The 21,945-nt window shown below is 75.9% G+C and carries 22 protein-coding genes; 4 read left to right on the forward strand and 18 right to left on the reverse strand.

Going from position 1 to position 21,945, the window contains the following annotated elements; translation table 11 throughout:
* Positions 1-11: 11 nt before the first annotated feature.
* Genes ACI8AG_RS02005 through steA form a run of 8 tightly spaced genes read right to left on the reverse strand, consistent with a single transcriptional unit; the run spans position 12 to position 10,460 of the window.
* A complete protein-coding gene (locus ACI8AG_RS02005; RefSeq protein ID WP_456595704.1) occupies positions 12-614 on the reverse strand; it encodes an NUDIX domain-containing protein in 603 nt (200 codons plus the stop codon).
* Positions 614-2,350: a CTP synthase gene (locus tag ACI8AG_RS02010; RefSeq protein WP_456595705.1), complete on the reverse strand. Its 1,737-nt coding sequence runs from the start codon at positions 2,348-2,350 to the stop codon at positions 614-616. Before ACI8AG_RS02010 ends, ACI8AG_RS02005 begins: the two co-directional genes overlap by 1 nt.
* Positions 2,325-4,712 (reverse strand): hypothetical protein, encoded by a 2,388-nt coding sequence (locus tag ACI8AG_RS02015; RefSeq protein WP_456595706.1) that lies wholly within the window; start codon positions 4,710-4,712, stop codon positions 2,325-2,327. Before ACI8AG_RS02015 ends, ACI8AG_RS02010 begins: the two co-directional genes overlap by 26 nt.
* 17 nt (positions 4,713-4,729) lie before the next feature.
* The gene (locus ACI8AG_RS02020) at positions 4,730-5,878 is read right to left on the reverse strand and encodes a glycosyltransferase family 4 protein (RefSeq protein WP_456595707.1); all 1,149 of its coding nucleotides are present in this window, start codon (positions 5,876-5,878) and stop codon (positions 4,730-4,732) included.
* Complete coding sequence (gene murJ, locus ACI8AG_RS02025; RefSeq protein WP_456595708.1) at positions 5,871-7,496, reverse strand: murein biosynthesis integral membrane protein MurJ; 1,626 nt, start codon at positions 7,494-7,496, stop codon at positions 5,871-5,873. The genes ACI8AG_RS02020 and murJ overlap by 8 nt, the downstream gene beginning before the upstream one ends.
* Positions 7,493-8,332, reverse strand: a complete 840-nt coding sequence (locus ACI8AG_RS02030) for a hypothetical protein (RefSeq protein WP_456595709.1) — start codon at positions 8,330-8,332, stop codon at positions 7,493-7,495. The genes murJ and ACI8AG_RS02030 overlap by 4 nt, the downstream gene beginning before the upstream one ends.
* On the reverse strand, positions 8,329-9,276 hold the full coding sequence (locus ACI8AG_RS02035; protein WP_456595710.1) for a copper transporter: 948 nt from the start codon (positions 9,274-9,276) through the stop codon (positions 8,329-8,331). Before ACI8AG_RS02035 ends, ACI8AG_RS02030 begins: the two co-directional genes overlap by 4 nt.
* Positions 9,273-10,460 carry a putative cytokinetic ring protein SteA gene (steA, locus tag ACI8AG_RS02040; protein WP_456590751.1) on the reverse strand — a complete coding sequence of 396 codons (1,188 nt, stop codon included), beginning with the start codon at positions 10,458-10,460 and terminating at the stop codon, positions 9,273-9,275. Before steA ends, ACI8AG_RS02035 begins: the two co-directional genes overlap by 4 nt.
* A gap of 165 nt (positions 10,461-10,625) precedes the next feature.
* Between steA and ACI8AG_RS02045 the strand changes: the two genes are divergently transcribed.
* Positions 10,626-11,522, forward strand: a complete 897-nt coding sequence (locus ACI8AG_RS02045; RefSeq protein WP_456595711.1) for a TetR/AcrR family transcriptional regulator — start codon at positions 10,626-10,628, stop codon at positions 11,520-11,522.
* A 142-nt stretch (positions 11,523-11,664) separates the two neighbouring features.
* On the opposite strand, the gene ACI8AG_RS02050 is transcribed toward ACI8AG_RS02045, so the two are convergent.
* From ACI8AG_RS02050 to ACI8AG_RS02070, 5 genes are read right to left on the reverse strand one after another with little or no spacing between them, the layout of a single operon-like run.
* A complete protein-coding gene (locus ACI8AG_RS02050; RefSeq protein WP_456595712.1) occupies positions 11,665-12,381 on the reverse strand; it encodes a methylase in 717 nt (238 codons plus the stop codon).
* A gap of 56 nt (positions 12,382-12,437) precedes the next feature.
* Entirely contained in the window at positions 12,438-14,216 is a 1,779-nt protein-coding gene (recN, locus tag ACI8AG_RS02055; RefSeq protein WP_456595713.1) for a DNA repair protein RecN, read from the reverse strand.
* On the reverse strand, positions 14,191-15,231 hold the full coding sequence (locus ACI8AG_RS02060; RefSeq protein ID WP_456595714.1) for an NAD kinase: 1,041 nt from the start codon (positions 15,229-15,231) through the stop codon (positions 14,191-14,193). Before ACI8AG_RS02060 ends, recN begins: the two co-directional genes overlap by 26 nt.
* Positions 15,228-16,025: a TlyA family RNA methyltransferase gene (locus ACI8AG_RS02065; protein ID WP_456590746.1), complete on the reverse strand. Its 798-nt coding sequence runs from the start codon at positions 16,023-16,025 to the stop codon at positions 15,228-15,230. The genes ACI8AG_RS02060 and ACI8AG_RS02065 overlap by 4 nt, the downstream gene beginning before the upstream one ends.
* The gene (locus tag ACI8AG_RS02070) at positions 16,025-16,324 is read right to left on the reverse strand and encodes a hypothetical protein (protein WP_456595715.1); all 300 of its coding nucleotides are present in this window, start codon (positions 16,322-16,324) and stop codon (positions 16,025-16,027) included. The genes ACI8AG_RS02065 and ACI8AG_RS02070 overlap by 1 nt, the downstream gene beginning before the upstream one ends.
* A gap of 192 nt (positions 16,325-16,516) precedes the next feature.
* Here ACI8AG_RS02070 and ACI8AG_RS02075 point away from each other — a divergent pair, with 192 nt between their 5' ends.
* A complete protein-coding gene (locus ACI8AG_RS02075; RefSeq protein ID WP_456590744.1) occupies positions 16,517-16,834 on the forward strand; it encodes a sterol-binding protein in 318 nt (105 codons plus the stop codon).
* Between the two features lie 11 nt (positions 16,835-16,845).
* Here ACI8AG_RS02075 and ACI8AG_RS02080 read toward each other — a convergent pair whose 3' ends face one another.
* Both ACI8AG_RS02080 and ACI8AG_RS02085 read right to left on the reverse strand, forming a co-directional pair.
* The gene (locus ACI8AG_RS02080; RefSeq protein ID WP_456595716.1) at positions 16,846-17,964 is read right to left on the reverse strand and encodes an HAD-IIA family hydrolase; all 1,119 of its coding nucleotides are present in this window, start codon (positions 17,962-17,964) and stop codon (positions 16,846-16,848) included.
* Positions 17,961-18,386, reverse strand: coding sequence for a tetratricopeptide repeat protein (locus tag ACI8AG_RS02085; RefSeq protein ID WP_456595717.1), 426 nt, complete (start codon positions 18,384-18,386; stop codon positions 17,961-17,963). The genes ACI8AG_RS02080 and ACI8AG_RS02085 overlap by 4 nt, the downstream gene beginning before the upstream one ends.
* A gap of 100 nt (positions 18,387-18,486) precedes the next feature.
* On the opposite strand from ACI8AG_RS02085, the gene ACI8AG_RS02090 reads away from it, so the two are divergent.
* Entirely contained in the window at positions 18,487-19,797 is a 1,311-nt protein-coding gene (locus ACI8AG_RS02090; RefSeq protein ID WP_456595718.1) for a DUF1015 domain-containing protein, read from the forward strand.
* 17 nt (positions 19,798-19,814) lie between these two features.
* Here the strand turns inward: ACI8AG_RS02090 and ACI8AG_RS02095 are convergent, their stop codons facing one another.
* From ACI8AG_RS02095 to ACI8AG_RS02105, 3 genes are all read right to left on the reverse strand, one after another.
* A complete protein-coding gene (locus tag ACI8AG_RS02095; RefSeq protein ID WP_456590740.1) occupies positions 19,815-20,174 on the reverse strand; it encodes a single-stranded DNA-binding protein in 360 nt (119 codons plus the stop codon).
* A 98-nt stretch (positions 20,175-20,272) separates the two neighbouring features.
* On the reverse strand, positions 20,273-20,461 hold the full coding sequence (locus tag ACI8AG_RS02100) for a hypothetical protein (protein ID WP_456595719.1): 189 nt from the start codon (positions 20,459-20,461) through the stop codon (positions 20,273-20,275).
* Between the two features lie 32 nt (positions 20,462-20,493).
* Complete coding sequence (locus ACI8AG_RS02105) at positions 20,494-20,838, reverse strand: pentapeptide repeat-containing protein (protein ID WP_456595732.1); 345 nt, start codon at positions 20,836-20,838, stop codon at positions 20,494-20,496.
* A gap of 829 nt (positions 20,839-21,667) precedes the next feature.
* Between ACI8AG_RS02105 and ACI8AG_RS02110 the strand changes: the two genes are divergently transcribed.
* On the forward strand, positions 21,668-21,945 hold a 278-nt coding region (locus ACI8AG_RS02110), incomplete at its 3' end, for a hypothetical protein (RefSeq protein WP_456595720.1).

Raw genomic sequence — 21,945 nt, forward strand, 5'->3', positions numbered from 1 at the left:
CGGCGGCCGCCTCAGCCGGCGTCGACCGGGCGGAGCCGCGGGCCCCCCGCCCGCACCTGGGCAGCGGCCAGCAGCCCCACGACGGCGGCGACGTTGCGGATGTCGCCGTCGAACACCCGCTGGACCGCGTCGGCGAGCGGTACCCGCTCCACGGTCATGTCCAGCTCCTCGTGCTCCACGGTGAAGCCCTCGGGGCGGTCGACCTCGGTGAGCCCCTCGGCCAGGTAGACCAGCACCTGCTCGTCGCAGAAGCCGGGCGAGCTGTAGTGGGTGGTCAGCAGCGACCACCGCGCGGCCGAGAGCCGGACCTCCTCGGCCAGCTCCCGCTTCGCCGTCTCCAGCGGTGGCTCACCCTCCGCGTCGCGGAGCCCCGCCGGCAGCTCCCACAGGTAGCCGCCCACCGGGTGCCGGTACTGCCGCAGGAGGACCACCTCGCCGGTCTCGGTGAGCGCCACGACCGCCACCGCCCCCGGGTGGCGGACCACCTCCCGGACGCTGTCCCCGCCGCCGGGCATCGCCACGGTGTCCTTGACCAGGCGGATGACCCGCCCCTCGTACACCGGCTCGGTGGCCAGCACGCGGTACTCGTGGGCGTCCGGCTCGCCCTGGCCCATCAGATGCCGACCTTCTCCGCCTCGTCCACCGGCACCGGCAGCCGCGCCGACTCCTGGTAGTCGACGGCTGCCTGCACGAACGCCGCGAACAGCGGGTGCGGCCGGGTGGGGCGGCTCTTGAGCTCCGGGTGGGCCTGGGTGCCGACGAAGAAGGGGTGGACGTCGGCGGGGAGCTCGGCGAACTCCACCAGCGTCCCGTCCGGCGAGGTGCCGGAGAAGACCAGGCCGGTCTCGCTGAGCCGGTCCCGGTAGGCGTTGGCCACCTCGTAGCGGTGGCGGTGCCGCTCGGTGATCTCCGTCGACCCGTAGGCGCCGGCCACGACCGAGCCCTTCTGCAGCACGGCCGGGTAGCTGCCCAGCCGCATCGTGCCGCCCATGTCCCCGCGCCCGGCGACGACGTCGAGCTGGGTGGCCATCGTGGAGATGACCGGGTCGGGGGTGCTCGGGTCGAACTCGGTGGAGTTCGCGCCGGTGATCCCGGCCAGGTTCCGGGCGGTCTCGATGACCATGCACTGCAGGCCCAGGCACAGCCCCAGGGTCGGGATGCCGTTGACCCGGGCGTGCCGGATCGCGCCGAGCTTGCCCTCGATGCCGCGCACCCCGAACCCGCCGGGGATGCACACGCCGTCGGCGCCGGCCAGCGCCTTCTCCGCGCCCTCCTCGGTCTCGCAGTCGTCGGAGGCGACCCAGCGGATCTGCACCCGGCTGCGGTGCGCGAAGCCACCGGCGCGCAGCGCCTCGGTGACGGAGAGGTAGGCGTCGGGCAGGTCGATGTACTTGCCGACGAGCGCGATCGTCACGGTCTGCTTCGGGGCGTGGACGCGGTCGAGCAGGTCGCCCCACACCGTCCAGTCCACGTCGCGGAACGGCAGGCCCAGCCGGCGGACGACGTAGGCGTCGAGCCCCTCCCGGTGCAGCACCTTGGGGATGTCGTAGATCGACGGCGCGTCGGGGCAGGAGATGACCCCCTCGGCGTCGGTGTCGCACATCAGGCTGATCTTGCGCTTGAGGCCCTCGTTGATCTCGCGGTCCGAGCGACAGACCAGGGCGTCGGGCTGGATGCCGATGCTGCGCAGCGCGGCGACCGAGTGCTGCGTCGGCTTGGTCTTCAGCTCGCCCGAGGGCGCGATGTAGGGCACCAGCGAGATGTGCAGGAAGAAGCAGTTGTCGCGCCCGATCTCGTGCCGCACCTGGCGGGCGGCCTCGAGGAAGGGGAGCGACTCGATGTCGCCGACCGTGCCGCCGATCTCGGTGATCACGACGTCGACGCGCTCCGCGCCGTCGGCACCGGCGAGGATGCGCGCCTTGATCTCGTTGGTGATGTGCGGGATGACCTGCACCGTGTCACCGAGGTACTCGCCGCGCCGCTCCTTGGCGATGACGTCGGAGTACACCTGCCCGGTGGTCACGTTCGCCCGGCCCGAGAGGTCGATGTCGAGGAAGCGCTCGTAGTGGCCGACGTCGAGGTCGGTCTCCGCACCGTCCTCGGTGACGAACACCTCGCCGTGCTGGAACGGGTTCATCGTGCCCGGGTCCACGTTGAGGTACGGGTCGAGCTTCTGCATCGTGACCCGGAGGCCGCGGCTGGCCAGCAGGGTGCCGAGCGAGCTGGCGGTCAGGCCCTTGCCGAGCGAGGAGACGACCCCGCCGGTGACGAAGACGAACTTCGTCGGCTGGTTGTTGCGGAGCAGGACGTTGCTGCCCGAGTGATCACGTGTTCCCGACGGTCGATCCACGGGAGACGACCGTAACACGGTCGGAGCCCTCGGCCGGGCCGGAGTGCGCAGCGCCACCCGCGGACCCACCCGTCTCGCGCCGGCCGTCCTGCGGGCCCGCGACCAGCCACACCAGCAGCGGTACCAGCAGGGCCGCGGCGGTGGCGGGCAGCGCGACGCCGGAGTCGTTGACCGCCGCTCCGATGGTGAGGCTCAGCGCCACGGACAGGAGCGCGGCGCGCAGCACGGCGGCGTCCCCGGGTGGCAGGCCGGCCGGGCCCCGCGGCGGGCGGCCGGGCACGGCCGGCGGGCTGCGCAACGGCCCCCCGGGCCGGAGCAGCCAGACGGCGGCGACCAGCGCGACCGGCAGCATCCACGCCAGCGGGCTGCCCAGCAGGATGCCGATGTTGGCCTGGGCCTTGCGGCTCACCACCGTCCACGCCTCACCGTTGAGCACCTGCTCGACGAAGCGGCCCAGGTGGCTGCGCTCCGTCGGCGGCCCCGTCCAGTCGAGCACCGCCACCGTGCTCACCGCCACCACGGCGGCGGCGAGGATCACGCCCAGCCGGACGATCGTGACCCGCACGCCGGTCAGCAGCATGGCCAGGAGCAGGAAGCCGGGCAGGGCCGCCAGGACGCCTCCGAAGTCCCGCCCGAGGCCGGGTGCCCCGATCACGGCGACGACGAGCAGCCCGGCCCCCACCACCACGGCGGCCGTGCGTCTGCGCCGCCGCTGGGGGCTCGACCGGCGTGCGACCGCCGCGGCCAGCGCCGCGGTGACCGTCAGCGCGCTCACCGACAGCAGCCCGAAGCTGAGGTTGCCGTAGCCGGTGAACCGCCCGGCCACGATCGCGTCGTAGCCCAGCGGGCCGTTGAGCTCCATCGTCGAGCCGGTGAGCACGTCCCCGACGAGGGTGACCAGGGTCAGCGCGAGGACCGCCAGCGCCGGCCCCAGCCGGCGGCGGCGCCACGGGCCCAGGACGGCGAGCGCCAGCACTGCCAGGTCGGCGACGACCACCGCGGTCACCAGCGCCGGCAACGGCTCCCCGGCCCGTTCCCACGGCACCAGACCCGCGAGGTAGGTGGCCACCGGCAGCCCGGCGGCGGCCAGGCAGAGCAGGCGCAGCGCCCGGCGGACCGGCGGCCAGGCCCCGGGGCGGGCACCCCGCCGCCCGGTGCCGACGACCAGCACGCCCAGCCCGACGACGACAGCGCCGAGGAGCACGAAGGTCCAGAAGAAGACACCGGTGTTGCGGTGGTGGGTGATCGCGGCGGTGTTGACCCGCTCGAGCTCGGCCACGGCCTCGGGCAGCGGCGGTCGCTGCCCGGTGCTCCGCCACGGCTGCCCGTTCATCGACGACGGCGGGTCCAGCCCGAGCGCTCGGAGGGCGGTGGGTGCCACGTCGATCAGCTGGACGAACGGCGTCCGGCCGGTGCTCGCCGAGGTCAGCCAGCCCGCGTCGAAGCCGGGTCCCGAGGCCATGCCGACGTGCAGCTGGGGCCGGCCGTCGTTGACCTCGGAGATGCCGGCGAGCAGCAGCAGGGTGTCGCCCGGGAGCGCGTCGACCGCGCCGCGCAGCCGCCCCAGCGCGTCGTCGATCCGGCCCAGGGCGGCCGCCCGCGGCTCGGGCCGGGTGCCGTCGTCGGTGGGCTCGGCACCGGGGGCGCCGGCGTCGGTGAGCTGGTCCAGGGAGACCAGGGTCAGCGGGCAGGAGTCCAGCACCTCGGCCAGCTCGGCGGGGTTCGCCACCAGGGTGGGCACCGTGGTGAGGGGCACCCCGTCCGCGGCGACGGCCAGCGCGGCGGCCCGGCCCGACACCGCGGCGCACCCGACGGCCTCCCCCAGCGCGCCGGGCTGCGCGCCGAACCGGACGGTGCCCTCGTCCTCGGCGATCCGGGCGACGGTAGCCTGCGGATCGCCCAGCGCCACCGCGGCCACCCGCTCCTGGAGGCCGCACCGCGTGAGCGAGGTGTCCAGCCGGGGCTCCTCGGGGACCTCCTCCTCGGGGCCGGCCTCCTCCCGGTCCCCGTCGGGCGCCTCCGGATCGGGCAGCGTGGGCAGCGGCACCGGTGGCAGCCCCTCGTCGGTGCCGGGGAAGCGCGCCCGGTTCCCCGCGCCGAGCGTGGCCCAGCCGTCGAGCAGGCAGGTGGTGGAGCGGGCGGCCCGCACCGACGTCGCTCCGATCGCCGACCCCTCCGCCAGCGCCCACAGCTGCGGCGTCGCCGTGGCGTCGACATCGGCCCACGTGAGCCCGGGCACCCCCACCACCACGACGCGGTCGGCGGCGTAGTCCTGCTGGTCGGCCACCGCACCCGCCCCGGTCGGCAGCCCGACCAGCAGCAGCAGGACCAGCGCCACGAGCGCCGCCGTCCTGCGTGCCACCCGCGTAGCCGGCCCGGTCATGTGCCCGGCCGGGCCGGGGACGTCCCGAGCAGGTCCCGGTAGATGCCGACCAGCTGCGCGGCCGTCCCCTCCTCGTCGGGCCAGGTGGCCGCCTGCCGCAGCCCCGCCTCGGCGAGGTCGGCGGCGTGCGCGCTGTCGCAGAGCACCCGCACCACGGCCTCGGCCAGGGCCTCGGCGTCTCCTGGGGGGACGAGCTCGGCGGCGTCCCCGAGCAGCTCCGGCAGCCCGCCGGTGCGACTGGCCACCAGGGGCACCCCCGCCCGCAGCGCCTCCTGGGCGGTGAGCGAACGCGCCTCCCAGCGCGAGGGCAGGACGCAGAGGTCGGCGGCACCGAGGAGGTCCGCGACGTCGTCCCGGCGACCCAGGAGCGTGACCGGCAACCTCTCGGCCCGGATGCGACCGGCGAGCTCGTCGTGCAGCGGCCCGTCGCCGGCGACGACGACCGACGGCGCGGGTCGCACGCGCTGGTCGGCCGACCAGCGGGCCACGGCGTCGAGCAGGACGTCGTAGCCCTTCTGCGGGTGCAGCCGGCCCACGGCGACCACGAGCGCGCGGTCGTCGTCCAGCCCCAGCTCCTGCCGCACCTCCGCCGGGGTGCGCGTGGCCGCGGGCAGCGGTGGCGCGGAGACCGGCGCCAGCCGCACGTCGCGCGCCCCCTGCCGACGGGCGTTCTCCGCCAGGTCGGCCGAGGCGGCGAGGACGACGTCGGCGGCCCGGACGGTGGCCCGCTCCGCGCGTGCCAGCACCCGGCGCCGCAGGCCACCGCCCTCGGGGAGGGCGTTGTGCAGGGTGAGGACCAGCGGGGGCGAGCCGTCGGCCAGCCGGCGCGCGGCCGCGGCGACCAGGCCGGCGCGCAACCCGTGCGCGTGCACGAGATCGGTCCCGGTCAGCGCCGTGCGGAGCGCCCGCACCGCCCGGGCGTCGGCGGCGGGGGCCAGCCCGGCGGAGATCTCGACGGGCGTGAAGTCCGCGCCGCGGCCGGAGAAGTCGAACAGCGCGTCGGTGGCTGCCGGGCCGCACACACCCACGTCGGCACCCGCGGCGAGCAGCGGGTGCAGCAGCGAGCGCACGTGGGTGCCCACCCCGCCGGTGCTGGTGGCGAGCACCTCGGTGACGCGGCGGCCGCGCAGGGGCGCCTCAGGCACCGCGCACCTCCTGCCCGCCCGTCGACCGCAACTCCCGGAACGCCCCCACCAGCTGCGCGCGGGCCGTGCCCATCATGACCGCCAGCGCGACGGCGAGCACCACGCACCCGGCGAGGACGCCGACCCCGAGCGTCACGAGCAGGCCGCCCCCCGGCACCGGGTCCGCGCCCAGCGCCCGGGTGACCCACAGCCCCGCGGCGCCCCCCACGACGGCCGCCAGGACGGCCACGGGGCCGGTGCGGCCCAGCCCTCCCAGCGCGGGCCGGCCCGCCACCCGGGCGACCACGAGCAGCAGCCCGACCCCGGCGACGGTGACCCCCGCGGTGTGGCCGAGCCCGAGGGCCAGCGCCCGGTCGCCGGCGGGCAGGACCCGGGCCAGGACGACGTCGGCGACGACGGCGAGCAGCCACCCGCCCAGGACGCAGGCCGTCGGCGCCTTCCACAGGCCGCGGGCGTACAGCGCCCGGGTGAGCACCGCCACGAGGCCGTAGCCGAGCAACCCCGGGGCGAAGGCCATGACGGTGTCGCGCAGCGCCGCGACGTCGCGGTCGCCCTGGGCGGCGAGGAAGACCCGCGCCACGGGGCCGGCGGTCGCGACCAGCACCGCGGCGGCGACGGCGGAGGCGGCGACCGCGAGCACGGTGACCGGCGCCAGCGCACGGCGGTACGCGGCCTCGTCGCCGCTCTCGGCGCTCTCGGCCAGCCCGGGGTAGGCCGACGTCGCGAGCGGGACGGCGAGGGCCGCCCAGGGCAGCAGGAAGACCGTGAGGCCGGCGGCGTACACGACGAGCGTGCCTGCGGGGGCGCCGTCGTTGGCCAGCCGGATCGCGACGGCGGCCAGCAGCTGCTGCCCGGCGAGGGTCAGCACGCCGGCGGCGGCCAGCCGGCGCACCCGCGGGGCGGCGCCGACCGGGAAGCGCAACGCCGGCCGCAGCCCCAGGCGCAGTCCGCGCACCGGCGCCAGGAGGCTGAGGCTGAGGGCGACCACGCCGAGCGTCGTGCCGACGCCGAGCACCAGCTCGGCCGGCGTGGAGAGCCCGGAGACGTCCCGGCCGCCACCCATCGCGGCGAAGAGCAGGTAGGTCGTGGCCACCACCACGCTGGACAGCAGCGGGGCGAGCGCCGGCCAGGCGAAGCGCCGGTGTGCCTGCAGCACCCCGGTCAGGACGATGCCGATCCCGTAGAGGACGACCTGCGGCGCGAAGACCAGCAGGAAGCGGCTGGCCAGCTGCACCTCCGCCGCGTCACCGCCGCCGAGCAGCAGCTCGGCGATCGGCTCGGCCAGCACCGCGACCAGGAGCGCCAGCGGGACCAGCAGCAGCAGGGTCCAGCCCAGCAGCGCCGAGGCGGTGCGGCGCACCTGCTCCCGGTCGCCGGCGGCGATGCCACCGGCGAGCATCGGTACGACCAGGCTGGCCAGCGCGCCGCCGGCGACGACCTCGAACACGATGTTCGGGACGTTGTTGGCCGCCAGGTAGGCGTCACCGGTGGTGCCGGCCCCCACCGTGTTGGTGAAGACCAGCGTGCGGCCGAACCCGGCGAGCCGGGCCAGGAGCGTCAGCGCCGCGATCAGCGCGGCGGCGCCGGCCACCCCGCGCGCCACCTGCCGCGCGCTCACGAGGATCGGCGACCGAGGCGGTCCAGATCGCGCAACCCGGGGGTGGCCTCGATGACGCGGGTGAAGCTGATCCGCTCGCTGGCCAGCGTGAGCGCGGTGATGGTCGCCAGCGCGCCCGTCCGGGCGCCGCGGGAAGGCATCCGGGCCAGCCGCAGGCCGAGGAGGGCGCCGACGGAGTTCGCGCCGCAGTCGCCGAGCATGATCCGCTCGCCGAGGTCGTCCGGCAGCACGGCGAGGCTCGCCCCGAGGGGACCGGCCACCAGGTTCCCCGCCGGGCCACCCAGACCGGCGGCCGCGGCGATCGCCGCCACCTTCGCCGCGCGCCCGGGTCGCAGGTCCAGCAGGTTGAGCAGGTTCGCGGTGCCGGCGACGAGCCCGGTGGTGAGCACGCCGTCGACCACGGCACCGGCGCCCCGGCCGGGCCCGCGGGTCAGGATCGCGGCCACGGCGGCCGCGGCGCCGATACCGGCCACCTTGACCGCCCCGGCCGAGACGCGGCCCTCCCGGAGCGCCCGCAGGTGCCCGGCCAGCCCCTTGTCACGGGCCTGCTCGGGCCGGGCGCCGGCGAGGTCGTCGTACCCGCCGACGAGGCCGGAGACGGCGCCGACCACCACCGCTGCGGCCCGGGTCCCGGGCGGGGCGCCGAGCGCCGCCGACGCCGTCGCCGAGACGGCGAGCGCCGGCCCGCCGAGCAGGGACACCGGCCGGCCGGCGTAGTTCGTCCGCCGCCAGGCCGCACCGGCCGGCGACGCCGTCAGCGCCGTCGATGCGGCCAGGGCGACGCGCGCCGCTCCCGCACCGGCGAGCGCGAGGGCCGCGGCTCGCCGTCCGCTCACTGCGCGGCCGCGGGCACCGGTGGCACCGGCTGGGCGTCGTCCGCCGTCCCGTACTTGCCCGACGTGCCCTGCGACTCCTGACCGAGGGCGAGGACGGTGCTGATCCGGCCCACCTCCGTGCCCACGTTGTCCACCGTGGAGACGGCCGCGGCGAGCGCGGGGTCCGCGCGCAGCACGCCGACGAGCCCCTCGGGGCGCGCCGTCGCCGCCGTGCCGGCGACGACTGCGCCACGGCCCTGCTCGTCGAGCGCGGTGACCAGCTCGACGAGCATGGTGGTGCGCTGATCGGCGTCCGCACCCTCGAACAGGCCACCGGTGAGGACGACGGCGTGGTCGGCCGGCGAGACGGAGGCCGACTCGGCGGTGAGCACCTCCAGCGAGCTGAGCCCGGCCAGCACCGAGGACACCGCCGCGGTGTCCGGCACCGGACCGCCCTCGGGGATCATGAGCACCTGGGACAGCAGGGAGGCCACCAGGACCCCGGCATCGCCGCTCTCGGGCAGCTGGAGGCCGGCGGGGAGCCCCGCGCCGGTCACGTAGCTCTGCAGCGCGGCTGCGGTGGCCGGGTCGCTGTACTGCGGCTGCAGGCGCACGACGCCGCTGACCGAGCCCCCGGCGTCGCCGATCAGCGCGGTGACCTCCTCGACCGTCTCCGGGGCGACGTCCTCGTCGGTGAGCACCAGCAGCACGCTGCGCTCGGTGAGCGTGCCGTCGACCAGGACCGGGCCCACCGCCTCCTCGAACTCCTGGCTGGTGCTCAGCTGCGCCTGGAGGTCGCGGGTCTGGTCCTCGAGCGCCCGCTTGTCCTGCTCGAGCTGGGAGACCTGGTTCTCGATGTCGGCCAGGATCGGCTCGTTGAGCGCCGTGGTGCCGATGACGATCCCGAGCGCGACCGCGAGGAACACGGCGATCAGCGACACCAGGTGGTAGCGGAAGTCGATCACGAGAAGAGGTTCTCCAGCCAGAACATGAAGCTGTTCCATTGGTCGAGCAGCAGGTCGAGGTACAGCCGCCCCGCGGCGGAGACGGCGAGGGCCGACCCGATGGCGATGAAGGCGGCGAGCACCAGGACGACGAGCGCGGTGGTCGAGATGCGGCTGCGGTAGAGCCGGCTGACGCCCTTGGCGTCGACCAGCTTGCCGCCCAGCCGCAGGCGGGTGAGGAAGGTCGACGCCATGCCCCCGCGGCCCTTGTCGAGGAACTCCACGAGGGTGGCGTGGGTGCCGACCGCGACGATCAGCGTGGCGCCCTTCTCGTCGGCCAGCAGCATCGCGATGTCCTCGCTCGTGGCGGCGGCCGGGAAGGTGATCGCCTCCACGCCGAGGTCCTGGACGCGGGCGAGGCCGGGAGCCCGCCCGTCGGCGTAGGCGTGCACGACGACCTCGGCACCGGAGCGCAGGACGTCGTCGCTGACCGAGTCCATGTCGCCGATGATCATGTCGGGCGAGTAGCCGGCGTCGACGAGGGCGTCCGCGCCGCCGTCCACCCCGATGAGGACCGGGCGGTAGTCGCGGATGTAGGCGCGAAGGGCGTGCAGGTCCTCCTTGTAGTCGTAGCCGCGGACGACCACGAGCACGTGTCGGCCCTCGATGGAGGTGGTGACGTCGGGGACGCCGACCCCGTCGAGCAGGAGCGCGCGCTCCCGCTTCATGTACTCCATCGTGTTGGCGGCGAACGCCTCGAGCTGCACCGACAGCCCGGCCTTCGCATCGGCCATCGCGGCGGCGACCGACTCGGCGTCGTGCTCGGTCCCCTCGGCGAGCACCGTGCCCTCGGCGTCGAGCAGCCGGCCGCCGTCGAGGCGGACCTCGGTGCCCTCCTTCACCTTCGCGAAGACGTCCTTGCCGACGTCGTCGAGCAGCGGGATCCCGGCGTTGATGAGGATCTCCGGCCCCAGGTTCGGATAGCGACCGGAGATGCTGGGCGCGGCGTTGACCACCGCGGCGACCTTGCAGCCCACCAGCGCGTCGGCGCTGACCCGGTCGATGTCGACGTGGTCGATGACCGCGATGTCGCCGGGGCGCAACCGCTTCGTCAGGTTCTTCGTGCGGCGGTCCAGGCGGACGGTGCCGGCGACGCCGGACCCGGTTTCCTGTGCCCGGCCGCGGCGAACGGTGCCGATGCGCATGACATCGCATGCTGCCACGGCCGGCGCGCCGGCCGATCCACCGACGCGCCTCGGCAACGCCCTGGTCACTCAGCGTGTCCGACACCACCTTCGGCCGACACGCCGGGTTCGTCCCGCGGGCCACTTCCGCGGAACCGTTACCGAGTCGTGACTAGCGTTGCCCGTGTGACTGGTGTTGCCGCAGCCCTGACGACCGACGCGTCCCTCCCGCAGGTCGAGGAGGCCGCCCCGGCCCCTGCCGGCACCGCGGTGATCAGGGCCGTTCCGGCTCCGGAGCCGGTCGCGGCCCCGGCTGCGCCCCCCGTGCCGCCGGCCGCGCCGGTGGTGGACGAGGACGGCGTGGACCAGGCCGTCGCGGACCAGGACGGCGTGGACCAGGCCGTCGCGGACCAGGACGGCGCGGACCGGCCGCGCGGCCGCCGGAAGCTGCGGGGCCAGGGCATCCGGGAGCACCGCCGGCAGCAGACCCGCGAACGGATCGTCGACGCCGCCACGGAGCTGTTCGAGGCGCGGGGCTTCGACGCGGTGAGCGTCGTGGAGATCGCCCAGCGCGCCGGCGTGGTGGAGAAGACCGTCTTCAACCACTTCCCCGTCAAGGAGGGGCTGGTCTTCGACGCCGATCCGCCGATGCGCGCCGCGCTGCTGGCCGCGGTGCGCCGGCGGCCGGCGGGCGAGTCGGTGGCCGCGGCCGCGGGGAGCTTCGTCGTCGCCGCGGTGAGCCTGCTCGGCACGCCCGAGGCCGCCGAGGGCGTGGCCCGGATGGCGCGGGTCATCCGGGGCAGCCGGACGCTGCAGGTGCGCGAGCGGGAGATCCTCGGCGAGCTCACCACCTCGCTGGCCGACCTGATCGCCGAGGAGACGGCGGCCCGGCCGGGCCAGCTCGAACCGTGGCTCGCCGCGCACGCCGTCCTCGGGCTGTACGCCTCCCTGCTGGAGCTCGCCCGCGACCGCGTCCTGGCCGGGGTGAGCGGCCCTGAGCTCGCCGCGGAGCTGCGCCGCCAGGGACGCCGGGGCCTGGCCCTGCTGCAGTTCGGGCTCGCCGGGTACGCCAAGCGCAGGTGACGGACGAGGGTCCCCGAGGAGGTCGCGGAGCCGCCCGTGCGGGGCGGCCCGCCGAGGGGCGGCCGGAGGCCTCCCCGAGAAGGGCCGGCAACGGCTCAGCGCAGGCGGGGGACGGCTCCTGGCCGCGGTGTGATCCGGAGGATCACAGACTGATCTGCAGAGAACGGAGCAGCTGGTCGCCGCGGTCGCCGGGGAGACCCGGATCGCGGGTGAACAGCGCGACCGCCACCATGTAGCCGTCCTCGCCGGCCCAGGCGTGGCCCGCGTCGCACAGCCGGCGGATGTGCTCGCGCACCTTGGGCTCGCTGCTGTACGGGCCGAAGTCCAGGCCCGTGGCCAGGAAGTTGACGACCCGGTACCCGAGCTCCTCCGCGGTGCGCACGGTCGTCTCCGGATCCGAGTAGCTGGCGACCGCGGAGATCACGTTCGTGTAGCCGGCCTTGAGCAGCTGCAGCACCAGGTCGTTCCCGCGGACACCGCCCCAGAGCTCGGGCATGACGATGTCCCGGTCCGGCGCGGGGATGTAGGGCGGGTTGGAGATCACCGTCCGGGCCTGGGGGCCGCCCGCGGAGTCGGCCTGGTCGAAGAAGTCGCCGAGCTCGACGGTGTAGCGGTCGGCGACGCCGCGCTCGGCGATGTTGGCGCGGGCCTGCTCCACCGACGGGGCGCTGATGTCGTAGCTGCGCACGCGCAGCTCGGGCAGGGAGCGCACCACGTCGGAGATGGCGGTGGCGTCGCCGGTGCCCAGTTCGTCGACCCCCTCCTCGACCCAGCCCAGCTGGTCCCGGTACTGGTCGAGCAGCATGCACACCGAGAAGCCGTAGTGCGCGGACTCGTCGGTGGAGGAGAAGCAGGTCACCGACGCCCCTTACCCCGGTGCATTGCGGGCCACTCACCCGCTCCGGGGAATGCCGGTCAGCGGGCAGCCGCCGCCACGGCTAGCAGTTCCCGCGCGTGCGCCTGGCCGGTGTCGCTGTCGGCGAGGCCGGAGAGCATGCGAGCCAGCTCGCGCACGCGGTCCTCGCCGTCGACCGAGCGGATGTCGGTGGCGGTGACCCCGGCACCGGTGTCGGGTGCCTTGTCGACGACCAGGTGGGTGTCGGCGAAGGCGGCGACCTGTGCCAGGTGCGTGACGACCACGACCTGGTGGTCCCGGGCCAGGCGGGCCAGCCGCCGGCCGATCTCCCCGGCGGCCTGGCCGCCCACCCCGGCGTCGACCTCGTCGAAGACCATGACCGGCACCGGGTCGGCGCCGGCGAAGACGACCTCGATGGCCAGCATCACGCGGGAGAGCTCCCCGCCGGAGGCGCCCTTGTGCACGGGCCGGGGCGGCGCGCCGGGGTGCGCGGCCAGCAGCAGCGCCACATCGTCGACGCCCTCGGGCCCGGGGTCGTCGGGGTGGCTGTCGATGCTGAAGGAGACCTGGGCGCTCTTCATCGCCAGCCCGGCCAGCTCGCGGCCGACCTCGGCGGCGAACCCCTCCGCGGCGGCCCGCCGCCCCGCGGAGATCGCGGCGCCCAGGCGGTCGACCTCCGCGCGGGCGGCGTCCCGTTCGGCCTCGAGCGCCTCGAGCGCCTCGTCGGAGACGTCCAGCTCGGCCAGGCGGTGCTGCGCGTCTTCGGCCCAGGTGAGCACCCCGGAGACGCCCGCCCCGGGTTCGGCGTACTTGCGGACCAGCGCCGTCAGGGCGGCTCGGCGGTCGAGCACCTCGGCCAGCCGGGCGGGATCGGCGTCCAGGTCGGCCACGTAGCCGGCGAGCTGGCCGGCGACGTCGGAGACGACGGCCACGGCGTCGGCGAGGTCCTGGGCGAGCATGACCAGCGTCGGGTCGTCGGAGCCAGCCAGCGCGCGCTCGGCGATGGCCAGCGACGCGGTGGCGTCCTGCGGCAGCTCGCCGCCGACGAGGTCGCCGGTGACGTCGCCGATGAGCGCCATGCGCGCCTCGTCGGCGGCGGCTCGCAGCGCATCGGCGTCGCTGAGCCGCTTGGCCTGGGTGTCGAGCGCCTCGTCCTCGCCGGGTTCGGGGGCGACCGCGGCGATCTCCTCCAGGCCGTGACGGAGGACGTCGGCGGCCTGCGCCAGCTCACGGGCCTGCCCCCGCCGGCGGTCGAGGTCCGCGGCCAGGTACCGCCAGCGCTGGTAGGCCTCGCGGTAGCGCTCCAGCAGCGCCAGGTGGTCGGCGCCGGCGTAGCGGTCGAGCGCGCGGCGCTGCTCGGCCGGGCGGGACAGCCGCAGCTGGTCGGTCTGGCCGTGCACCGCGAGCAGGCTCTCGGCGAGCTCCGCGACGACCCCGACCGGAACGCTCCGGCCGCCCAGGTACGCGCGGGACCGGCCCTCCGCGCTGACGGTGCGGGCGAGGATGAGGCTGCCGTCGTCGTCGGGGTCGGCACCGGCGTCGGCCGCCCGCGCCCACGCGGGCGACTCCGGCGGCAGCTCCAGGCGGCCCTCCACGCCGGCGCGACCGTTCGCCCGGACCCGGCCGGGGTCGGCCCGCCCGCCGAACAGCAGGGTCAGGCCGGTCACCACCATGGTCTTGCCGGCGCCGGTCTCCCCCGTCACGACGGTGAGACCACGGCCCAGCTCCAGGGTGGCGTCGTCGATCGCGCCGAGCCCCCGGATGCGCAGCTCCGAGAGCCGCCCGGTCGCGGTGCCCGCCGGGGCCGGTCGTTCAGACGCCGTCGTGCGTGCCGCCACCGCTCACCTCCCGCGCCGGGAGGTCGGAGCCGTCGACGACATCACGGGCGAGGACGTTGCGGCTGGTGAACAGCTCGTGACCCGGACCGGGGTGCCGGGCGTCACGGAAGCCGCGGACCGGCAGTCCGAACTTCGCCACCAGCCGGTCGCCGAACGTCGCGGCGTGCACGCGGGCGATGCGTACCGGCCGGCTCGCCCGGCGGACGTCGACGTGGCCACCGTCGGGGACCTCGACGGTGCGCCGCCCGTCGGCCGAGACGCGCGCGCGGTTGCCGTCTGCGGGGACGGCGACGGTCACCACCGAGTTCGGCGAGGTGACCAGTGGCCGCGCGAACAGCGCGTGGGCGTTGGAGGGCACCAGCAGCAGCGCCTCGACGTCGGGCCAGACCACCGGCCCCCCGGCGGAGAAGGCGTAGGCGGTGGACCCGGTCGGGGTGGCGCACAGGACGCCGTCGCACCCGAAACTGGTCAGCGGCCGCCCGTCGATGGCGAGGACGACGTCGAGCACCCGCGAGCGCTCGGCCTTCTCCACGGAGATCTCGTTCAGCGCCCACGTGCCGCCGACGACCATGCCGTCGCGGTCGCGGACGTCGACCTGGATCGCGAGCCGCTCCTCGACCGAGTAGTCGCAGTCCTCGATGGCGGTCAGGGTCTCCTCGACCGCCTCGGGCTCGGTCTCGGCGAGGAAGCCCACCCGGCCGAGGTTGACCCCCATCAGCGCGGCGTCGGTGTACCGGGCCAGCTCGGCGGCGCGCAGAAAGGTGCCGTCGCCACCGAACACCATGACGATCTCGGCGTCCTTCGCGGCGGCCTCGTCGCAGGGAACCACCTCGGCGCCGGGGATCTCCAGGTCGGGCGCCTCCTCCTCGAGCACCTTGACGCCGATGCCGCCGCGGAGCAGCCGCGCCGCGGACGTGCGGGCCAGCTCGACGATGTCCTGCCGCCCGGTGTGCACCGTGAGCAGGACCCACCGGGCCTCCTGCCCGTCGCGCGGTGCCGTGCTCGGCTTGCTCACTGCGGTCCCTCCTGGACTGCTCGACGGACGGTGTCCTCCTCGGTCGGCCCGGCGTCGGACCGCAGCCAGAGGAAGAACTCCACGTTCCCAGCGGGCCCCGGCAGGGGGCTGGCCACCACACCGGCGGTTCCCCAGCCCAGTGCGTGCGCCGCTCGGCCGACCTCCAGGACGGCCTGCACCCGGTGCTCGGGATCGCGCACGACCCCGCCGGCACCGAGCCGCTCCCTGCCCACCTCGAACTGCGGCTTCACCATGGGCAGGAGGTCGGCGCCCGGCCGGGTGCACGCGGTGAGCGCGGGCAGCACCAGGCGCAGCGAGATGAAGGACAGGTCGGCGACCACGAGGTCGACCGGTCCGCCGATCGCCTCGGGGGTGAGCGTGCGCACGTTGGTGCGCTCGTGCACCCGCACCCGGTCGTCCGTGCGCAGCGACCAGGCCAGCTCCCCGTACCCGACGTCGACGGCGACGACCTCCGACGCGCCCCGGTCCAGGAGCACCTCGGTGAAGCCGCCGGTGGACGCGCCGGCGTCCAGGGCGCGCCGCCCCTCGACCGGAACGGGGAACGCCTCCAGCGCCCCGAGCAGCTTGTGCGCGCCGCGGGACACCCAGGTGGGCTCGTCGGGGTCGGTCCGCACGACGACGGGGGTGCCCGCCTCGACGCCGGTCGCCGGCTTGGTGGCCGCCTGGCCGGCGACGGCGACCCGCCCCTCGGCGATGAGGCTCACGGCGTGCTCGCGCGACCGGGCCAGGCCGCGGCGCACGAGCTCGGCGTCCAGCCGGGCGCGACGGGCCATCAACGCGGATCGATCGTGCCGAGTTCGCGCTGCAGGCGCGCGTGCTCGGCCTCGAAGACGGCCACGTGCTCGGACACGGGCAGCTCCTCCAGACCGCCCAGCCGGTGGCCCGCGCCCGCCCCTGCCGGGGGCGTTCCCCCGCCCGTCGCCGGGACCTCGGTGGCCGGGGACTGGGAGACCACGGACTCGGTCGCCGGCGTCGGCCGCGGCCCGGTCGTGGGCCCACCGGGAGCGGCGACCGGCGCAGCCCCCGGGCGGGGGGGCCCGGGCACCGGACGCGGTGCGGTCGGCTCGGTCACGGAGCACCTCTCGGGGAATCGGGTCGAGGAGGGAAGGGCGCGCGCTCGCGCACGAGCCGGCGTCCTGCTGCGGAGGTTACCGGCCGGCAACGACGCGGACCGGCCCGACGGAGCAGCGCGATAGCGTCGGGCGACCGCACCCACCACCGATCCCAGGGGAGATCCCGCCGCGTGGCCACGATGGACCAGTGCATGACCGCCCTCACGGGCATCCTCGGCGACCTGGCCGCGAACCCCGCGGCGGCCGGGCTCGACCGGAGCCTGTCCTGCCGGCTCCCCGACCTCGAGCAGGTGGTCCTCGGTCGGCTGAGCTCCGGCTCGGTGCGGGACCTGCACGCGGTGCCCGACGGCCCCGGCGTCCCGAAGGCCGACATCCGGCTGACCATGACCAGCGACGACCTGGTGGCCCTCACCGACGGACGGCTGTCGTTCGGGCCGGCGTGGGCCAGCGGCCGGGTCAAGCTGGAGGCGGGCCTGCGCGACCTCCTGCGGTTGCGCAAGCTGGTCTGAGAGCGGGCGGCTCAGCGGGAGCCGGCCGACGGCAGGTGCCAGGTCCGCGCGGCCTCGGTCGCTGCCGGGCCGTGCGCCAGGACGCGCACCGGCGCGGCCGCGGTGGGGTGGGCGGCCCAGTGCGCGACGCAGAGCGCGCGCAACCCGTCGAGGTCGTCGGAGGCCGCCGCACCCCGCTGCGGGGGTCCGGCGTCCGGTCCGCGGAGCTCCAGCGCGTCGCCGCCCTCGGCCCGCTGGACCATCCAGCCGCCGCACCGCCACGTACGGCCCTCGACCGTCACCGCGGGGTGGGCGTGCAGCATCCCGGCGGCGTCGGCAGCGAGCAGATCGGGCCGGTGGTCCGGGCCGGCGGCGAGCAGCGTGGCCGGATCGGTGACCCCCGAGAAGACCAGCAGGCTGGCCGCGCCGGCGCGGCGGGCGCCCTCGATGTCGGTGTCCAGCCGATCGCCCACCACCAGCGGGCGCTCGGCGGCGGTGCGGCGGACGCACTCGGCGTGCATGGCAGGGTCGGGCTTCCCGGTGACCAGGGGCTCGCGTCCGGTGACCTGCCGGACGACCGCCACCATCGCCCCGTTGCCCGGTAACGGGCCGCGCGGCGAGGGGATGGACGCGTCGGCATTGGTCGCGATGTGCCGGGCGCCGTTGCGGACGGCGACCACGGCCTCGGCCAGCTGCGCCCAGCCCACCTCGCGCCCGTACCCCTGGACGACGGCCTCCGGATGGTCGTCCGCGCTGGCGACCACCGTGAGCCCGGCGGCCTCCAGGGCAGCCGCGACGCCGGGGCCGCCGACCGGCAGCACCCGCGCCGCGGGGTCGAGGAGACCGGCGACGACGGTGGCCGCCGCCTGGGAACTGGTGATGACGTCGGACGCGCCGGCCGGCACCCCCAGCTCGGTCAGGTGGGCGGCCACCTGCTCCGGCGTGCGGGCGGCGTTGTTCGTGACGAAGCCCAGGCGCATGCCGGCGGCGCGGGCACCGGCCAGGGCGGCGGGCACGCCCGGCACGGCGTCGGGGCCGACGTAGACCACCCCGTCCAGGTCGAGCAGGGCCACGTCGTACAGCCGGGCCGGGGGCTCGGCGCAGCCCGCGGCGAGCGCCGGGATCGGCGACCCGGTGGCCTGGTCGCTCATGCGGTCCCCCTCATCCGGCGCGCCCGCACCTCGCGCAGGGCCCGGGCGTAGTGGGCGAGGTCGGGGCGCATGGCCACGGCGAGTGCGAGCTGCTCCGCGGCGAGGGCGAGGTCGCCGGCGCGGCTGGCGGCCAGCCCGAGGCCGAACCGCGCGTAGTCGTCGGCGGGGTCGGAGGCGATGAGGCTGGTGAAGGTGTCGATCGCCTCGGGGTACCGGTGGGCGTCGTACTGGGCCCGCGCCAGGGCCTCGCGCACGCTGCGCGAGCCCGGCTCTGCCTCGGCCGCGCGGGCCAGGAGGGTGGCGGCGGCGTCGGGATGCCGGTCGGCCAGCAGCTCCAGCCCGCGGTGGTACCAGTCGTAGACACCGCCGGCGGGTGCGTGCCGGGCTCCGCCCCGGTCCTCCGGTGCACCGGGCTCCGCCACCGCTGCCTCCTTCCTGGACCGCTGCCGGTCCTCGCTGCTCTCCCCGGCCGGTCGGGAGCGACCGACGGCGGCCGTCGCTGCCGCTCCTACGATCTGTGTCGTGCTCTCGTCGTCGGTGGGACCCCGAACACCCGGGTCGGTCCCGGGCCTGGAGGTCCGGCCGTTCCGGGCGCTGACCTACCGGGACCGCGATCCCGGGCACCTCGCCCGTGTCAGCTCGCCAGCCTACGACCTGGTGACCCCGGCCGGCCGGGATCGACTGGTCGACGCCGACCCGCACAACATCGTGCGGCTGATCCTGCCGGGGCTCGACGGAGGGCCGGGCGTCCCGGACAGCTGCGCCGGTCTCGCCGCCGCCACGCTGCAGGCGTGGGTGGACGAGGGCGTGCTCGTGCGCGACCAGGCTGCCGCTCTGTGGCTGTACGAGCTGCGACCGTCCGACGGCGCCCCGGCCACCGTCGGGTGGCTGGGCGCAGTGGTCCTGCCGCCGGAGGGGTCGACTGCGGTGCTCCCCCACGAGGACACCTACCCCGCGGCGGTGGAGGGACGGCGCGCCCTGCTCGCCGCGACCCGCACGGACCTCGAACCGATCGTGCTGGCGCACGACCCCGATCCGGCGGTGTCCGGCGTGAGCGACACGGTGCGGCGGACGCCGCCGACCCTGGAGCTGCGTGACAGCGACGACGTGCTGCACCGGCTGTGGCGCGTGACCGACGCGCCGACGCTCGAGGCCGCCACGAGTGCCCTGGCCCGTACCCGGGCGGTGATCGCGGACGGCCACCACCGGTTCGCGGCGGCCCGCGCCCACGCCCGCACCCAGGGCGGTGGACCGGGGTCGGGCGCGGTTCTCGCCCTCGTCACGCCCATGGGACCGGGCGGTCTCCGGGTCGACCCGATCCACCGCGTGGTGCCCGGCCTGCCGTTCGATGCGGCTGTGGACGCGGCGGCTCGCGGGTTCGTCACGGCGGAGCTGCCGGTCATCGGGGCGGGCGCCGGCGCGGTCGTCGCGGCGGCGCGCGCCTGGCTGGGGGATCCCGCCGAGCGGGGGCTGCTGCTGACCGACGGCGCCCGGCTGGTGCGGTTGACCGGCGCCGACCCGGTGGTCCGGGCCGCCGTTCCGCCGGAGGCCCCACCGGCCTGGCGCGACCTCGACGTGGTGCTGGCACACCACGGGCTCCTCCAGCTGCTGTGGGCCCGGCCGGACACGGTGGACGCCGTCGTCATCGCCCACACCCTCGAGGAGGCGGTCGCGGCCGGGCTCGAACAGGACGGGGTCGCCGTGCTGCTGCGCGCCCCGTCTCCCACCGACGTCGCCGCGGTCGCGCGCGCGGGCGCCCGCATGCCGCGGAAGTCCACCCTCTTCGTGCCGAAGCCGCGCACGGGCCTGGTGCTGCGGCCCCTCACGGACTGACCGGCGGGCCAGGCTGGTCAGGCGGTCTCCCCCGCCGCTCGCCCGGCCGACCGCGGGACCTTCCGTCCGCGCCGGCAGTTGACCTCGCAGACCGACGCGGTACCCGACCCGGTGCGCCAGAAGCGCCGCTGGAGCGCTCCCTCGACCTCCACGACGTCACCGGGCTGCCAGGCGGCGATGCGCCGCTGCAGCGCCCGGTCGTACGTGATGCAGGTGAGGACGTCCACCGACCGACCTCGCACCGTGGGCACCGGTCTGCGCACCACCAGACGGAAGCTGAGCAGCGCGTCGCCGCTCGGCAGGGTGCGCAGTTCTGCGGGGGCGGACAACCGCCCACGCAGGACCACGTCGTTGCGATCGATCACAGCCACGCTCATGCCCGCAGCCTGGTCGGTCGTGCCGCCCTCGTCCGCCGTACGACCCGATCTGTGGAGTCACGCGCGGGTGTGGACGGCGGTTCGTCCCCGACTCGGGGTCAGGACTCTTGGTCGTCGCTCCCGGATCCCGCTCGCTCGTCAGCGGAGGGGGCGTCGCCGTCGGTCTCACCCAGCAGCTCGGCGACCTCCGCCTCGACCTCCTCGGCGAAGCTCATCGCCTGCGGGCGGTCACCGTCGTCCGGGGTACCGGCGGTCGGGCTCGCGTCCTCCGGAGCGATGAACTGCAACGCGATGTCCTTCGGGGCCACTGCTCCCGGGACTACGTCCTCCGCAGCGACGTCCTCCGCAGCGACATCCTCCGCAGCGACGTCCTCCGCAGCGACGTCCTCCGCAGCGACGTCCTCCGCAGCGACGTCCTCCGCAGCGACGTCCTCCGCAGCGACGTCCTCCGGAGCCTCTGTTCCCGGAACCACCTCCTCCGGAGCGATCTCCCCCGGAACCACGTCCGCCCGAACGACGTCCACTCCGGATATGTCTGTCTCGTCGACCTCGCTGAACTCGACGCCGAGATCCTCACCCGCCAGCTCGGGATCAATCGCCGCGACGGCCTCGAGCCACTGATCGGCACGCTCGTCCTCGCCCTGGGCTCGCAGGAGCTCGGCATAGGCGGCGGCCAGCCGCAGCCGGCCCGGATCGCCGGCGAGCAGAGCCGACGGCTCAGGGCGACCACCGAGAGCCGCCTCGAGGACCAGGCGGGCCGCAGCCTCCTCGCCGAGATCCTGTCGTGCGCCTGCTTCGACCAGTCGCAGCTCCACGGTCTCCTCGGCGTCGACGCCTTCGGCGAGCGCCTCGTTCACCAGGCGGATGGCCACCTCGGGACGGCCGAGCGCACGCTCGCAATCGGCCAGCACTGCGCGGTAGCCCTGATCCCCGCTCATGCGGCGGTAGGCACGGATCTCCCGAGCCGCCTCGGCGTAGTCGCCGGCGTGGTAGGCCGCAACGCCCACGGCCTCGCGGACGACGGCCAGCCGGGAAGCCCGATCACGAGCAGCGCGTGCATGGGCGAGCGCGGTCTCCGGGTCCTCGTCGACCAGGGACCCGGCCGCGACCAGGTGCCCCGCGACCTTGGCGGAGTTGCGGGGGTCGAGCCCCTTCAGGGCAGCGCGGATCGCGGGATCGAGCTCGCGGGGATCTGCCCATTCGGGAATCTCAGGACCGGCCGGGACCGGGGGGCGCCGGTCCTGCGCGTCCCGGGACGGACGGCCGCCGGAGGGACCACCCTCCGGGCGTCGGTCGCGCCAGTTGCCCTGCGGCCTTTCGCCCGACGGTCGGCGGTCCTGCCAATCACCACGCGGACGATCACCCTGTGGCCGAGCCGGGCGGTCACCCTGGGGGCGCCGGTCCTGCCAGTCACCACGGGGACGGTCCCCCTGACAGCGAGCCGGCCTGTCCCCCTGCGGCCGAGCCGGTCGATCACCCTGGGGGCGCCGGTCTTGCCAGTCACCACGCGGCCGGTCGCCCTGGGGACGGCGGTCCTGCCAGTCACCACGGGGACGGTCACCCTGGGGGCGCCGGTCCTGCCAGTCACCACGCGGCCGGTCACCCTGGGAGCGAGCCGGGCGGTCGCCCTGGGGACGGCGGTCCTGCCAGTCACCACGCGGCCGGTCGCCCTGGGGACGGCGGTCCTGCCAGTCACCACGGGGACGGTCACCCTGGGGGCGCCGGTCCTGCCAGTCACCACGCGGCCGGTCACCCTGGGAGCGAGCCGGGC

This window comes from Blastococcus sp. SYSU DS0552, from assembly GCF_054050815.1.